Here is a 14,275-nt window from a genome sequence, read left to right as displayed (position 1 = left end):
TTACGCAGGTGTGATTTCCATTGTTCCATCCACAACGATCCGCGCGGTGGAATGCGGCGGGGCCCGGGGTGTTGACACAGATATGACTTCGGGACTCGATGAGGTGCGGTTTTCGATTCTGGATCGCTCGCGCGTCCGACGCGGACAGAGCCACCCGGAGGCACTGCGGGAGACCGTGGAGTTCGCGCGCTCGGCCGAGGATTGGGGATATCACCGGTTCTGGGTCTCGGAGCACCACAGCGTGCCCGGCGTCGCGGGCTCGGCGCCAACCGTGCTGGCCGCGGCCACCGCTGCGGTGACTTCGCGGATTCGAATCGGGACCGGCGGGGTGATGCTGCCGAACCATCAGCCATTGGTCGTGGCCGAGCAATTCGGTGTCCTGGAATCGCTGTACCCGGGGCGGATCGATATGGGGCTCGGGCGCTCGGTGGGTTTCACCGATGGGGTGCGACGGGAGCTCGGACACGGCAAGAGCGATGCCGACGATTTCGATCAGCAGCTCACCGATGTTCTCGAATACTTCACGCGCGGCAAGTCGGGTGTGCACGCTTGGCCTGCGGAGGGGTTACGGGTACCCGCATTCCTGCTGGCCACCGGCTCCGGTGCGGAGCGGGCTGCGCGTTTCGGCTTGCCGCTGGTCATCGCCTCGATCGCCGGAACGGACCGCATGGTCGAGGCAATCGACCGCTATCGCGCGGGATTCCATCCAACGCCCTGGGGATCCGAACCGTATGTCGTCGTATCCGGCGCGGTGGTGATCGCCGATTCGACCGAGGAAGCCCATCGGCTATTGCTGTCCGAGGCGTGGTCGAGCGCGTATTCCCGTACGCGCGGTGAGTTTCCGGTGCTGATTCCACCCGCGGAGATCGAATCCATGACGATGACCGACCGGGAACGCCGGATCTTCGACGAGGCGCTGCGCGACCACATCCACGGCACCGAGGACGAGGTCGCGCAGGCATTGGAAGCCTTGGTCACACGCACCGGCGCGGACGAAATCCTGGTCCACACCAGCACTTACGACCGCGCCGCGCGGCTGGACTCACATCGTAGACTCGCGCGGTTGACCGGACTTCAATCCCGCTTCGGGAATAGGACTTCCGCGGCGGCGTAGCCGAAAAGCCTACGGCCGTGCGACCTTGCGTCCAGTGCGACCGTGGCCTTACGGCGCTGCGAATCGAGTGAGGTTATCCGACCACGGAATTCGATGGCGCTGGCCTGTAGCGGCGGAATGTGCAGATAGTGCGTGTAATGCGCGAACTGGGCGCGGAATCGGGTGGCGGCCGCCGGGTCACCGAGCCAGCCACCGAGGTATCCGGCGGCCAGGCCGAGTTCGAGCATGCCGGGGGCGGCGATGGTCGGCAGACCGGTCGCGTTGGCGGCCTGCTCACTGAACAGCACCGGATTGGTATCACCGGTCACCCCGGCATAATTGACCAGGTCACCGCGCGACAGATGTACGACCCGGGCCGGCAACTCCGTACCGACCGAAAGAGAGTCGAAATCGACCGTGGTTCGCGGTGCGCGGGACGAGATCGGTGCCACGATCCCGTCGCCGTCGCCCGGAACAACGACGCCGGGCGTCCCCGGCGCATCAGGGGAGTGCATGGCGATCCGGCCGATCCGCTCCGCCGATCCCGCGCTCTCGGGCCCGGTGCGCGCCAGCAGAGCCGTCGACCCGGTCTGCACCACGTCGCCGTGCTGATCGGTCAATACGCTCTTGACCGCGAGCACGTCGTAATCGGCGAAATGCCGGAATGATTCGAAATAGACATCACAGGTGATCCGGTCGCCGTCGACCAGCGGCCTGCCGATATCGAGCACCTGGTCCGCGTGCAGAATCCGGTGCGAATCGTAGCCGGTGAGGTGGGTATCGAGTATTTCGCGATGGACCCGGAGCAGGATTATCGAGGCGAATGTGGGCGGGGCGATCAAACCGTCGAAGCCGAGCTGCGCGGCCGCCTCCTCACTCCAATGTGCGGGGTGGAAATCCTGTATCGCGCGGGCGAATTCACGGATCTTTTCCCGTCCGACCTCGTAGCTGATGGCGGATCGATATCGGTGGTCGACTAATGCGCGGGCCTGGTCGGCTGGGGCGGTGGCGGCATCGACGGCGCTCTCGTTCATATTCGCTCCTGTGTTGCGGGATGTGGTGCGGCTCAAGATCTCGGCCCGAACTCCCAAACGAGCGGCGGTACCTTTTCGGGAGTGACCGTGGCGACGACGGGTATTCCGGTATCGCCGAAAAGCGCTGCGGCCCGGTCGATATGGTCGGCGGAGGTCACCACGACAGCGTCGCGCATGCCGATATCGTGCAAGATCCGAGCGGTACGTTCGGCATTCTGGGCGGTCGACGCCGCCTCGGCCTCGATATGGACGCGCTCGGCCGGGATACCGTGTCCGATAAGCCAATCCGCCATCGCCTGCGCCTCGGTGACTCCGTTGCGCGGATTACCGCCGGTCACGATGATCGGTGACAGCGGAGCCAGCAGGGCCTGGACATATCCGGCGTGCAGTCGACTGATCAACTCCGGTTGCATTTCGCCGTCGGGGAGCAGTCCGTACCCGAGTACCACGATCGCGGTCTGCGGTCCGCGGAAGCCCAGCGTCCGTGCCGAGGGTGTGGGTTCGGTTGGCGGCCAACCGAACAGCATTCCCTGCGGCTGCTCGGCCGAGCAGCCCACATTCGCGATCGCAGGCGGGCTGTGCAGCAATGCCGCCGCCGTCGCGGTGCCGACCAGGGTCCCCGCGGTGATCCGCGTGATGCCGCGGCCGAAGCGGACGGTGGATTCGATCGGATCGAACATGGCAGCTCCACTCATTAGCCGTCGGGTGGCCGCCGACGGCGGGAAAGGTGGAACCATAGTCGTCCGAAATATGCAGAATTCCTCGTGATCCGTTGGTGATCTGGAGAATTCACCGAATTGGAGCGCGCGAATTGTGGCCGTCACTGCGGCACCGGAAAACCGTGATTGTGCCGCAACCCTAACGGAGACAAAGCCGTTTGGTGAGGTATCCAGTTACCTTGCCGTCCCATGGGTTTCACCGATACCCGGCTTTAGCGTTGGCGCAGTTTCAGTGCCGTCGACCGACATACCTCGGCGCTGCGACTCGAACGCTGTCGTTCTCCAGGAAGGCATGTCATGAAACCAAGTAGATGCGGTCGGTCGGTCAGCGCCGCGGTGATGATGGGCGTCTCGGTGCTCGCCATGAGTGTGACCGGGGTCGCGGCCAATGCGAATCCCGATCCGGCGCCCACGGAGCAGACTCTGGCCGACTACATCGCCGCGGGCCGGAAAGCGGCGCCGGTCGCCGATTCCGGCAGTGCGGGCAGTTCGGGTTCGGCCTGCACCTCGGGCAGCGGTGCGGGATCGGGCAACGGCTCCGGTGATTGCTACGGCGGCTCCGGCAGCAGCTCCGGGTCCTCGGGTGGATACGCCAGTGACACACAGGGTTACGGCCCGCCGATGACATCGTGGCTGGCCGCCTTCGGCTACGGCCTGCTGAATCCCGATGCCGCACCGCCCGGCACCAACGACTGGAACTGCAAGCCGACCGCCGAACATCCGCGCCCCGTGATCGCACTGCACGGCACATGGATGAACGCCTACAACGGATTTGCCTATATGGGCCAGCCGCTGAAGGATGCGGGCTTCTGCGTCTTCACCTTCAACTACGGTCGCTCGAACCTGCTGGAAGGCGGCGGTCTCGGCTCGGTGCTACCCGGTGTGATGGGCACCGGTTACATCCAGGATTCGGCCAAACAGGTCGCGGCCTTCGTCGATCGAGTGCTGGCCGCGACCGGCGCGTCCGAGGTCGATATCGTCGCCCACTCCCAGGGCGGTTCGATGGCCAACTGGTACACCAAGTTCGAGGGTGGTGCCGCCAAGGTGAAGAATCTGGTCACCTTCGGCGCCACCCACCACGGCACCAGCCTCGACGGCATCGGCGCATTGGGCCGGGCCATCAATAACTTCGGTATCGACATTCTCGGCTTCATCGAGATCTTCGTCGGTCATGCCGGCATCCAGCAGACCATCGGCTCGGATTTCGTGAACCAGCTCAACGCCAAGGGCGACACCATCCCCGGCGTCGACTACACCGTGGTCGGAACTCGCTACGACGAGGTCACCAACCCCTACGACCTGACCTTCCTGAAGGCGGGGCCAGGCGTGACCGTCCACAACATCACCCTGCAGGACGGTTGCGAACAGGACCTCTCCGACCATCTGACGATCATGTACTCGCCCCGCGCCCTGTCGATCGCGCTCAACGCGCTCGACCCGGCCGCCCATCCGAATCTGGAATGCGCCTTCAACCCGTGGCTGATCGGCGGTGGCGGCAAACTGTGACACCCGAGTAGACGTGCGCCGCAGCCGGACAGGACGAACCCTGACTCCCCGAGCCTGTTCGGCGGGTGCGCCCACCGCCGTGCGACCCCGTACCGGTGAAACGGATTCCTACCCCGCCTTCTGTTTCCCGGTTGGTGTAGGCGCGTGGCGGCGTGCCCACCGAGCCGATTCCGCACGATCGGCTCGGTGGGCATTCGGATGTCCGGACCCGGTGGCAGTAATCGTTCGGCGAACTCCAGGACACCCGCGGGAGATGCTGGTTCACTACAAGGAAGAAGTGTGATCGGCATCACCTCTGGTGGGATCGGTACGCCCACCTGCGACCGCTGGCAATCGACGAGTGAACGGAGATATTGATGCCTGTTCGAAGCACACCTTGGTCCGAAGGCACCCCGTGTTGGGTCGACTGCCAGGTCGACGACACGGTGAAGGCGAGCGAGTTCTACGCCGATCTGTTCGGCTGGACCATCGAGAGCGGCGGGGACGAGGCCGGCGGATACCTGATGGGGATGAAGGGCGGGCAGGCTGTCGCGGGGATCGGCCCCAAACCACAGGCCGGAATGCCCTCGGTGTGGACGACCTACCTCGCCGCCGACAATGCCGACGCGATCGCCGAGAAGGTGGGCGCGGCCGGTGGCCAAGTGGTTATGCCCCCGTTCGACGTGCTCGACGCCGGGCGCATGTTCATCGGAATCGACACCGTCGGCGCGGCATTCGGCATCTGGCAGGCCCGTGCGCACAACGGCGCCGCCGTCCACAACGAGCACGGCGCCTACTGCTGGAATGAGCTGCACACCCGGCAGCTCGACACCGCGAAGAAGTTCTACGCCGATGTCTTCGGTTTCACCTACACCGATGTCGGCGACGGCAAGAACATGATCTACGCGATGTTCACCCCGCGCGGCGGCGAACAGCCCGCAGGCGGCATGAACGACGACACCGTGATGCCGGGCGAACCCATGCCCAGCTACTGGCTGACCTGGTTCCAGTTCGACGACGTCGACGCCGGGTTGGCGCGGGCCGGCGAGCTCGGCGCGATGGTGCTGATGCCCGCCTCCGACTCGCCTGCCGGCCGGATGGCGATGGTCTCGGCGCCACAGGGCGAGGTGTTCGGAATCATCGACACCAACGTGCGGGTGGGGGAGATGCCGCAGTAAGCGACCGTCGCCGAACGTCTAACGAAATATTTGGGCGTCGCGCTTGGTGTGGGAGGCGATCGGTGTGGTTTCCATGCGTTCGATGCCGTCCAGTGTGGTGATCCGCTCGGTGAGGTAGGCATACAGCTCTGCGGAGTTGCGGAAGACCGCGATCACGATCAGATTGTGCTCGCCGGTGGTGGCGCCGATGAATGCTGCCGCGAAGTCGGAAGCCAAGGCTGTCGCCACAGTCTGGAGCTGATGCGGAACTACGCTCATCCAGATCACGCAGGAGACGGTGAAACCGAATGCGGCGGGGTCGATTTCGACGCTGAACCGCAGGATCCCGGCGCGTCGAAGCTCGTCGAGTCGACGCCGGATCGCTGTCTCGGACCAGCCGATGCGGCGGGCGAGGTCGGGGTAGGAGGTACGGCCGTCGAGCGATAGGGCGGCGAGTAGCCGGTGGTCGAGCTCGGTCAGCGATAGCGACTGTGTCGCGGCGGTATCCGGTGGTTGCAGTGCCTCGATTTGCGCGGTGGTCAGCGCGGAGGTGCGGCCGCGCCAGCGGCGTTGCATGAAGTGGTGCAGGAGCCGGTGTGCGGAGATATCGACGACATCGCCATGTCGGGCGAGTCCGGCCAGCGGTGCCGGGCCGTCGTCGGGAATGCGGAAGATGCACACGATTTCGGTACCGCTGTCCACCACCGTCACCCAGGCGGTGTCCGGTCGCTGGGCGAGGGCGCGCGCCAGCGTGCCGGCGGCACTGGCTCGTACCGTGATTCGGACGATCCACTCGGCGGTAGCGATCGGCCCCGGGGCCGCGACGCCGGTGACTCGGACGAGTCCGTCGGCGCGCAGACGGCCGTATCGACGGGCCACTGTGCGCGAGGAAACCCCCAGTACCTGGGCGATGGTGCTGTACGCGGCGCGGCCGTCGATCTGTAGTGCATGCAGCAGTTGCAGGTCGAGATCGTCGAGGGTGTCCGAATCCACCCGATCAGGGTAGATAGGCGTCCGAAAACGGCGTCGACCGCCCGATAAGCGGTCTACGGCGCTGTGGTCCAGCAGGCTCGTTCGCATGAACGACGACATGGGCCAGCAGTACATCGGAGCCATCCACCACACCGGTCTCAAGGGCAGTGACTTCGATGCGATGACGAGTAGATACCGGTCCTTCGGATTCACCTTGACCCCGCGGTCGCGGCACCTGATGAGCCAGCGGCCGGGTGAGCCGGCGATTCTGGGTTGCACCGCCAACGAATGCGCCGTGTTCGGCGACTCGTACATCGAATTGTTCGGCATCGTCGATGCCGCCGCGCCGGACCCGTGGCACGCGAAGCGGCTGCCGGATGGATTCCGGATTCTCAATCTGGAGACCGATGACGCCGCCGCGGTCAGCACGCGGCTCATCGACGCCGGGCTGCCCGCTTCCGGTGTGCTCGAGCTGGAACGTGACGTGGACACCGAGGACGGCGTGCGGACCATGCGCGCCCGCACGGTGCACATCGACCCGCGCAGCACGTCCGAGGGTCTGCTCGGCATCTCCCAGCACCTGACCCGCGAATATGTGCACCAGCCACGGTATCTCGACCATCCGAACGGGGCGCGCGGGATCGCGGCGGTGACGATCGTGGCCGCCGACACCGAGTTCGACGAGATCGTCGACACCTACCGTCGCATCGTCGCGGTCGATCCGACCACCGAGGGTTCGTTGACGGTGTTGGCGCACAAAGAGGTTCGACTGGAATTCGTTCGGATGTCGGACGCCGGCAGGCTGCTGCCCGGTGAGCCGGTGCCTGCGCCGTCGTACTTCGCGGCGATGACCATCCGGGTCGATGATGTCGAGCACGCGCGTCGGATTGTGGAAAGCACTGGTACGCCGACTCGCACCACTGCGACGGGGTTCTTTGTGTCCGCGCGCGACGCATACGGCGCCGGACTGACATTCGTCGCGCCATGATCGTCGAGACTGCCACGGGGAAGGTCAGGGGGAGTGCCGACGGTGCGGTAACCGCATTCCGCGGCATCCCTTTCGCGACTGCCGAGCGTTTCGGCGCTCCGCGCGCTCCGGAGCCGTGGCCGGGCATCCGCGACAGCGTCGAGAGCGGCCCGGCCGCACCGCAGTTGGCGTCACGGCTGGAGAGCGTCATGGGTCGGTTCACGGTTGCCCAGGCTGAAGACTGTCTGTCGCTGAATGTTTGGGCACCGGCCGGGTCCGGTCATCCGGTGCTGGTTTTCCTGCACGGCGGCGGATTCACCAGCGGCTCGGGCGGATTGGCCTGGTACGACGGTGCGGAGCTGGCCGAGCACGGCGACATCGTGGTCGTGACGATCAACTATCGACTCGGTGTGCTCGGATATCTGTGCCTGCCCGGGGTGAGCGAAGGCAATCTCGGATTGCTCGACCAAATGGCCGCACTGGAGTGGGTGCGGGACAACATCGCCGCGTTCGGCGGGGATCCGGCGCAGGTCACTGTTGCCGGGCAATCCGGCGGGGCGCTCTCGATTCTCGCGATGCCGGCCGGAACCGCCGGACTTTTCCGGCGTGCGATCCTGCAGAGCACCCCTGCCGGTATACCGCCCGCGTCGCCCGAGGACGCGGTGGCTGCCGGGCGAATGCTGTTGAGCGAGTTGGGTCTTGCGCCGGAGGAACAACGGCGATTGTTCGACCTTCCGGTGGCCGAGCTGCTCTCGGCGCAGTATGCGGTCGCGGCGCGCGTCGGTGGTGCGGTTCCGCCGTATCAACTGGTCGGCGACGGTGTTCTCGTCAGCGACGACTTGGTGCGATCGGTCTCCGCTTCGGGCATCGAGGTCCTGCTGGGAACGACAAAGGACGAGGCGGCGGCGATGGTCGCCGACGCAGCCGACACCGTGACCCACCGACTGTTCCGTGCTCCTACCTTGCGTTTGGCGGAAACCCTTGCCGCGCATGGAAATGCCGTATGGCTCTACCGGTTCGACTGGCATCCCGCAGCCAGCCCATTCGGCGCTTGTCACTGCCTGGACCTGCCGTTTCTGCTCGGGAATGCGGCAGCGTGGGCGCACGCACCGATGCTCATGGGCGAGCGACCGCAGGCCCTGGTCGAGGACGTGCGCGAGCGCTGGATCGGCTTCATCCGCCACGGCGACCCCGGCTGGTCCCGCGCCACCGAACACCACATAAACACCTGACGAGTTCCTGCCGAAGGACACGACATGACCGCCCTGCAATGGCATCGCCCACTGATGCTGCTCGCCATCGCGATGGCACTGCTTGTTTTCTTCTCGATCGGGGGGCTGATCGTCGACGATCGCGTCCTGACCGGACTACCGATCTGGGCCAAGGCGGTGAAATTCGCGCTCTCGGTGCTGATCTACGCGGTGACCTGGGCCTGGCTGATCGCCCAGCTCACCCGCTGGCGGCGGGTCGCCTGGTGGGCGGGCACGGTGGCGGCCGTCGGCCTCGGTGTGGAACTGGCCGTCATCGTGATCCAGATCGTGCGCGGCACCACCAGCCACTTCAACTTCACCACTCCGCTCAATGCGGCGCTGTGGGACACCATGGGGCTGTCCATAATCGTGGTGTGGGTCGCGACGCTGGTCGTATCGCTGGTCTTGTTCCGCAACCCGACGCCGGATCCCGCACGCAACGCGGCGATCCGCTACGGCGCCGCACTGTCGCTGATCGGCGCGGCACTGGGGATGCTCATGGTGATGCCGACCCCGGCCCAACGCGAGACCGGCAGCGCCATCCAAGGCGCGCACACCGTCGGCCTCCCCGACGGCGGACCGGGCCTGCCGATCCTCGGCTGGAGCGCCGCCGGTGGTGATCTACGTATCCCGCATTTTGTCGGAATGCATGCGGTGCAACTGCTTCCGCTGGTCGTCATCGCACTGGAACTCGGTGCCCGCCGAATCCCTGCCTTGCAATCGGCCCGATCCAGAGCAGCGCTCGTGACTGTCGCGGCAGCAACCTTCGGCGGCCTGCTCGCCGTGCTGACCTGGCAGGCGCTGCGCGGACAATCCGTGGTGCATCCGGACGCACCGACACTGCTGGCACTCGCCGTAATCGCCACTGCTGCAACCGGATCGGCCGCGATGATCATTCGGCGGCGACCGCGGTCCACGCATCCGTCGCCCGATCCGATGACCGCGATCGGAGCGACTCGATGACCCGTGCGCTATTCGACATCACCTTCTGGCTCGCCGCGCCCTTCTGGGCACTGATGATCCTGGCGCCGCGGTGGCACCGAACGCCGACCATCGTCGCGTCACCGCTGATCTGCGCACCGCCGCTGCTGATCTACGCGACGCTGGTGCTACCGGAGTTCGGGCCGTTTCTGTCCGCTCTTGCCAACCCGAATCTGCCTGGGCTGCAAACGATTCTCGCAAGCCGTACGGGCGCGGCCGCGGCGTGGGCGCACTTCGTCGGATTCGATCTGTTCCTCGGCCGCTGGATCTACTTCGACAGCCGCGAACGCGGCATCCATCCCGTGCCGATCGGCGCACTGCTGCTGTTCACGATCTTGTTCGCGCCGCTCGGCGTACTCGGCTACCTGATCATCCGATTCCTCCCGGCATACCGACCGATACCAAACCAACCCACCCATGCGGAGACATAAATGGAAATCCTGATCTTTCTGCTGATCGTGCTGCTCGGGCTGCGCCTGGCGGGTGTACTGGGAGCCACTCGATTCACCGACTGGCCGACGTGCGCGGCGTATGCGCTCGCGGCGATGCTGGTGCTCACCGGCACAACGCATTTCCTTCCCGACAGCCTCGCGAGCGGACCCGCTCCCACTCACGGTGATCTGCTGCCGATGGTGCCGCCATTCGTGCCGTTTCCGAGTTTCATGGTGTATCTGACCGGTGTGCTGGAACTGCTCGGCGCGCTCGGTCTCGTCCGCACCAGAACCCGTCGACCCGCCGGGATCGGCTTGGCCGCACTGTTCATCACCCTGCTGCCCGCCAACATCTACGCCGCCGTATCCGACATCCCGTTCAACGGTGCGCCCGCATCCCCGCTGTGGATTCGGATCCCTGAACAGGTGCTCTACATCGCCGTGGCGCTGTGGGCGGCCGGGCTGTACAGCCGGAGCCGTGCCGAACTCGTCGACGTGGCAGTGGAACACTGACCGGTATTGCCACACTGAACGTCGGGTCTTTGTGCTGGCCAGGGCAATATCGGATGCCGAGAATCGCGGGTTGTGCCGTATCCCTAGGGGTGTCGGACGCATTCGTGAGGTGTCCAGATCCGGCCGATGTCTGCGGAACATCGTTCTTCTCCGGTTCTAACGTTGGCGCAGTTTCTGTGCCGTTGACGAGCACAAACGTGCGCGTCGACGAACGTCAGGGTTCTGGAGGAAGTGAAAAATGAAACGAAGTTCCGCCGGACGAACGGCTGCGTCGGTTGCCGATTCGGGCCGACCGAGGGGTGAAATACGTTGCCGCCGTTGGGTGCACGCGTTCGCCGCGCTGGCTGCGGTGTTCACTGTAGTTGCGGTGCCGTCGGTCGCGAACGCCGACGCGCCGTCCTCGATCACCGGGTCGTGGGCCGAGGATGATCGTACGGTGCAGCTGCGGGTGTATTCCGCTGCTATGCGGCAGGACATCATGGTGAAGGTGTTGCGTCCGGCGGATCGGTCGTCGCCGCGGCCGACGTTGTATCTGCTGAATGGTGGTGGGGGTGGGCAGGACAGCGCGACCTGGCAGAAGAACACCGATGTGCTGGAGTTCCTCGCCGACAAAGACGTGAATGTGGTTCAGCCGGTGGGTGGCAAGTGGAGCTACTACACCGACTGGCGTGCGCCGGATCCGAAACTCGGTCTGTACAAATGGAAGACGTTCCTGACCGAGGAGTTGCCTCCGCTGATCGATGCCGAACTGGGAACCACCGGTGTCAATGCCATCGCGGGACTGTCCACCTCGGGCACCTCGGTTTTGCAGTTGCCGATCGCGAAACCCGCTCTGTATCAGGCGGTTGCGGCTTACAGCGGTTGCGCCCAGATCAGTGATCCGATCGGGCAGCAGTTCGTGAAGCTCGCGGTAGAGGGCTGGGGTGGGGGCGATACGGTGAATATGTATGGGCCGCCGAATGATCCGATGTGGGCGGCCAACGACCCATACCTACATGCCGAGCAGTTGCGCGGCATCCACCTGTTCATCTCGACGGGGACGGGTGTGCCTGGCATGTATGACCGCTACAACGGCGGTCACATGCAGCCCGGGCCGCGCGGGTTCTTCAATCAGCTGGTGATCGGCGGTGTCATCGAATCCGCGGTGAACTGGTGCACCCAGAACCTGCGCACCGAATTGGATCAGCTGGGGATCCCCGCCACCTACGACTTCCAGCCCACCGGGACACACTCGTGGGGCTATTGGCAAGAGGCGCTGAAGACTTCGTGGCCTGTGCTGGCGGAGGGGCTCGGCATTCCCTCCTGAGAGTGAAAGGCCCGCCCGATGATCGTCCGGCGGGCCTTTCACTATCAGGTGCGTGTCAGCTGCGATACGTGCGCGCGACCAAGGCGGAGCGCAGATACCAGAGCCCGGACGGCTGTGACGGATCGAAGCCGGTGAGTTGTCCGATGCGCTTGAGTCGGTAGTCGACAGTATTGGTGTGCACGTGCAGCACCCGGGCGGTGCGCTGGCGGTTGAGGTTATTGCCGATGTGGCGTTGCAGGGTCTCCAGCAGTTCGGGGTGTTCGTCCAGCGGATCCAGCAGCGAACCGAGGTATTCACGGCCCGGGCCCGGCCGGGTGAGCTGGTATTCGAGGGCGAGTTCGTCGAAGCGGTAGAGCCCGGCCACGGCCTGCAACCGCTGCACCATGTCCAGGAGTTCGTGCGCCTGGTCGGCGGCGTTCGGAATCTGTTCGGGCGTGGCCACCACCATGGTCGCCGTAATGCCGACCTGTGCGGCGTGCGAGAGCCTGGTCACCACCGCGTCGAACTCGTCGTTGTCGAATTGGGCCGAGGGGATCAGCACGGTGCCGCCGTCCACACTCAGCAGCGACAGTGCGCTCGCGCCGCATTGCGTGGCGAGTTCGGCCTGGAGCCGACGCAACTTGCGCCGGGCCACCACCTGGGCGTCGAGCATTGGGTTGTGCTCGTCGCGATGCGGTGGAATGGCAACGGCGAGAACGTCGTACGACTCCGCGATGGCGATACCGCATTCGCGCGCCATGGTCGAAGTGCTGTGCCCGCCCAGCAGCGCGGAGGTGAGGGTGTGCACGGCGGTGTGGTGCTCGCTGACGACGGCGCGCAGTTCGCGGATGTAGGCCACCGAGATCGCCGAGGTGAGCTTGTCGAGCAATTCGACGACCATCTTGGCGCCGTCGACGAGATTGTCGTAGTCCTTGATCGTCGCACTGGAAACCACCAGCTCGAGGCCCATCTGGAAGCCCTCGTGGATGGAATGCAGGATGGTGTCGATCGGCACGCCCTCGCGGGCCCAGCCCGCGGCATGGTCCTCGAGCCGCTGCACCTTCTCCGGGATGTCCTTGCCGTCGAGCATGCTGACCGCGATCTCGAGGCAGACGCGGGTGCTGGCGGTGAAGTCGCCGGTAATGGCTTCCCCCGGCATCGTCGCGCACGGGATGACGTTGTCCACGAAGTGGCCGACCATCTGCCGGGACAGCGCGCGGACGTCCTTGAGCGGGGACGACATCGGCTTGCCCGAAAGGGTCAGGGTCGGCCTGGTCGAGTGGTCGACGGACATTGGCGACTCCTTTTTGGCCACGGGTGTAGCTGTGTGGAGCATTCACAGTAACTGCCAGGGGTGGCATGTGGACAGGTTCGCTTGGTTCTGTGAGAGTGCGCTATCCGGGTGGTCGGGCGCTTGTGACCGGTCACAGCGCTTCAGAGGAGCTACCGGCGGGTAATGAGAGCCGTCACATCCGCCGCCGGGACCAGAAGTTAGCCGAGAGTTCGGGCGGTGCGTATGTCCGGCCGCACGACGTAAAAACGCCGTTACGCGACTTTGCATTCGACGCGGAATGTGTTAGCGCTCAATACAAAACAAAAGTACCGATAGGTCGGTTCGGAAACTCTGCTGTCCGCTCAGTGAACCGGGTATGAACAGCGCATTTATTGACAAATGATCCCGCGCTGCCACCGATGGTCGAATTGACGAATTGTCTGTGACCGTGAATCGTGGAATGAATTGTCTCAGACGCTGCTTCGTCACACCCCCTTTTCGGTGGGTGTAGCCGAGTTCTGTGCATGCCGACGAGCCGCATTAGCGAAATAGTTGCTGAAAGTTCGAACCGGCTCTGAGTCGCGGCTATTCACATTGCCAGTCGTAAATCATCGGTGTACAGATGTGTGCATGCACCGCTGTGATTGCTAACAGTTGTGCGCATGGACGAGATATTGGACGTGACAGTCCTGATTGCCGTATCGGAGGGCAAGTGATCGCAGTCTCGGCTGACGCTGGATTCCGCACTGAGCAGCCAAGATTAATGGTTTTCGCGACGGAGTCGATGTTCTGTACCCGCGTCGCGCGAGCAGCGGACGCGGCAGGTTCGAGCGCGCGGGAGGACGTGCGATGACCGGGTTGAACGATGTCGGAACACGGGTGTGCGAACTCTTTTCGCGGGGGTTACAGGTGCCGTCGATCGATGTGAATACGCCGTTGCTGGATTATGGCTTGGACTCGGTCCGCTCAGCGGAACTCGTCATAGAACTCGAGCGCGCGTTCGGGATCGAGATCTCCGATGCGGAGGCTGCGACACTGTACACCGCGCGTGACGTAATCGACTGTGTGGTCGCAAAGTCTGCCGCCGACCGGCACTCTGGTATTGGGGCATAGAT

Annotated in this window: 14 protein-coding genes; 10 read left to right on the top strand and 4 right to left on the bottom strand. The window is 64.7% G+C overall.

What is annotated here, in order from left to right:
• The first annotated feature begins 82 nt into the window (after positions 1-82).
• Positions 83-1,114, top strand: coding sequence for an LLM class flavin-dependent oxidoreductase (locus ACZ60G_RS06125; RefSeq protein WP_465807738.1), 1,032 nt, complete (start codon positions 83-85; stop codon positions 1,112-1,114).
• Here ACZ60G_RS06125 and ACZ60G_RS06120 read toward each other — a convergent pair.
• Together ACZ60G_RS06120 and ACZ60G_RS06115 are read right to left on the bottom strand one after the other, a co-directional pair.
• Entirely contained in the window at positions 1,075-2,127 is a 1,053-nt protein-coding gene (locus ACZ60G_RS06120; protein WP_465807736.1) for a fused (3R)-hydroxyacyl-ACP dehydratase subunits HadA/HadB, read from the bottom strand. The two genes, ACZ60G_RS06125 and ACZ60G_RS06120, sit on opposite strands and share 40 nt — an antisense overlap.
• Positions 2,128-2,159: 32 nt before the next feature.
• A complete protein-coding gene (locus tag ACZ60G_RS06115; protein WP_465807734.1) occupies positions 2,160-2,807 on the bottom strand; it encodes a YdcF family protein in 648 nt (215 codons plus the stop codon).
• A 336-nt stretch (positions 2,808-3,143) separates the two neighbouring features.
• On the opposite strand from ACZ60G_RS06115, the gene ACZ60G_RS06110 reads away from it, so the two are divergent.
• Positions 3,144-4,352, top strand: coding sequence for an esterase/lipase family protein (locus tag ACZ60G_RS06110; RefSeq protein ID WP_465807732.1), 1,209 nt, complete (start codon positions 3,144-3,146; stop codon positions 4,350-4,352).
• A 356-nt stretch (positions 4,353-4,708) separates the two neighbouring features.
• Entirely contained in the window at positions 4,709-5,509 is an 801-nt protein-coding gene (locus ACZ60G_RS06105) for a VOC family protein (protein WP_465807730.1), read from the top strand.
• Between the two features lie 18 nt (positions 5,510-5,527).
• On the opposite strand, the gene ACZ60G_RS06100 is transcribed toward ACZ60G_RS06105, so the two are convergent.
• On the bottom strand, positions 5,528-6,481 hold the full coding sequence (locus ACZ60G_RS06100; RefSeq protein WP_465807728.1) for an Lrp/AsnC family transcriptional regulator: 954 nt from the start codon (positions 6,479-6,481) through the stop codon (positions 5,528-5,530).
• A gap of 85 nt (positions 6,482-6,566) precedes the next feature.
• On the opposite strand from ACZ60G_RS06100, the gene ACZ60G_RS06095 reads away from it, so the two are divergent.
• From ACZ60G_RS06095 to ACZ60G_RS06070, 6 genes are all read left to right on the top strand, one after another.
• Positions 6,567-7,448 carry a VOC family protein gene (locus tag ACZ60G_RS06095; RefSeq protein ID WP_465807726.1) on the top strand — a complete coding sequence of 294 codons (882 nt, stop codon included), beginning with the start codon at positions 6,567-6,569 and terminating at the stop codon, positions 7,446-7,448.
• Positions 7,445-8,659 carry a carboxylesterase/lipase family protein gene (locus ACZ60G_RS06090; RefSeq protein WP_465807724.1) on the top strand — a complete coding sequence of 405 codons (1,215 nt, stop codon included), beginning with the start codon at positions 7,445-7,447 and terminating at the stop codon, positions 8,657-8,659. Before ACZ60G_RS06095 ends, ACZ60G_RS06090 begins: the two co-directional genes overlap by 4 nt.
• Positions 8,660-8,683: 24 nt before the next feature.
• Complete coding sequence (locus tag ACZ60G_RS06085) at positions 8,684-9,640, top strand: hypothetical protein (RefSeq protein ID WP_465807722.1); 957 nt, start codon at positions 8,684-8,686, stop codon at positions 9,638-9,640.
• Positions 9,637-10,089: an ABA4-like family protein gene (locus tag ACZ60G_RS06080; RefSeq protein ID WP_465807720.1), complete on the top strand. Its 453-nt coding sequence runs from the start codon at positions 9,637-9,639 to the stop codon at positions 10,087-10,089. Before ACZ60G_RS06085 ends, ACZ60G_RS06080 begins: the two co-directional genes overlap by 4 nt.
• Complete coding sequence (locus ACZ60G_RS06075; protein ID WP_465807718.1) at positions 10,090-10,602, top strand: DoxX family protein; 513 nt, start codon at positions 10,090-10,092, stop codon at positions 10,600-10,602. It abuts the gene before it with no gap.
• A gap of 349 nt (positions 10,603-10,951) precedes the next feature.
• Entirely contained in the window at positions 10,952-11,908 is a 957-nt protein-coding gene (locus tag ACZ60G_RS06070) for an alpha/beta hydrolase (RefSeq protein ID WP_465807716.1), read from the top strand.
• A gap of 55 nt (positions 11,909-11,963) precedes the next feature.
• Here ACZ60G_RS06070 and ACZ60G_RS06065 read toward each other — a convergent pair whose 3' ends face one another.
• A complete protein-coding gene (locus tag ACZ60G_RS06065; RefSeq protein ID WP_465807715.1) occupies positions 11,964-13,181 on the bottom strand; it encodes a PucR family transcriptional regulator in 1,218 nt (405 codons plus the stop codon).
• An 828-nt stretch (positions 13,182-14,009) separates the two neighbouring features.
• Between ACZ60G_RS06065 and ACZ60G_RS06060 the strand changes: the two genes are divergently transcribed.
• A complete protein-coding gene (locus ACZ60G_RS06060) occupies positions 14,010-14,273 on the top strand; it encodes an acyl carrier protein (RefSeq protein WP_465807713.1) in 264 nt (87 codons plus the stop codon).
• The last annotated feature ends 2 nt before the right edge of the window (positions 14,274-14,275 follow it).

This window comes from Nocardia sp. NPDC102475 (assembly GCF_055584605.1).
The sequence above is the reverse complement of the archived record's forward strand: the minus strand, read 5'-3'. Positions and strand labels throughout refer to the sequence as shown.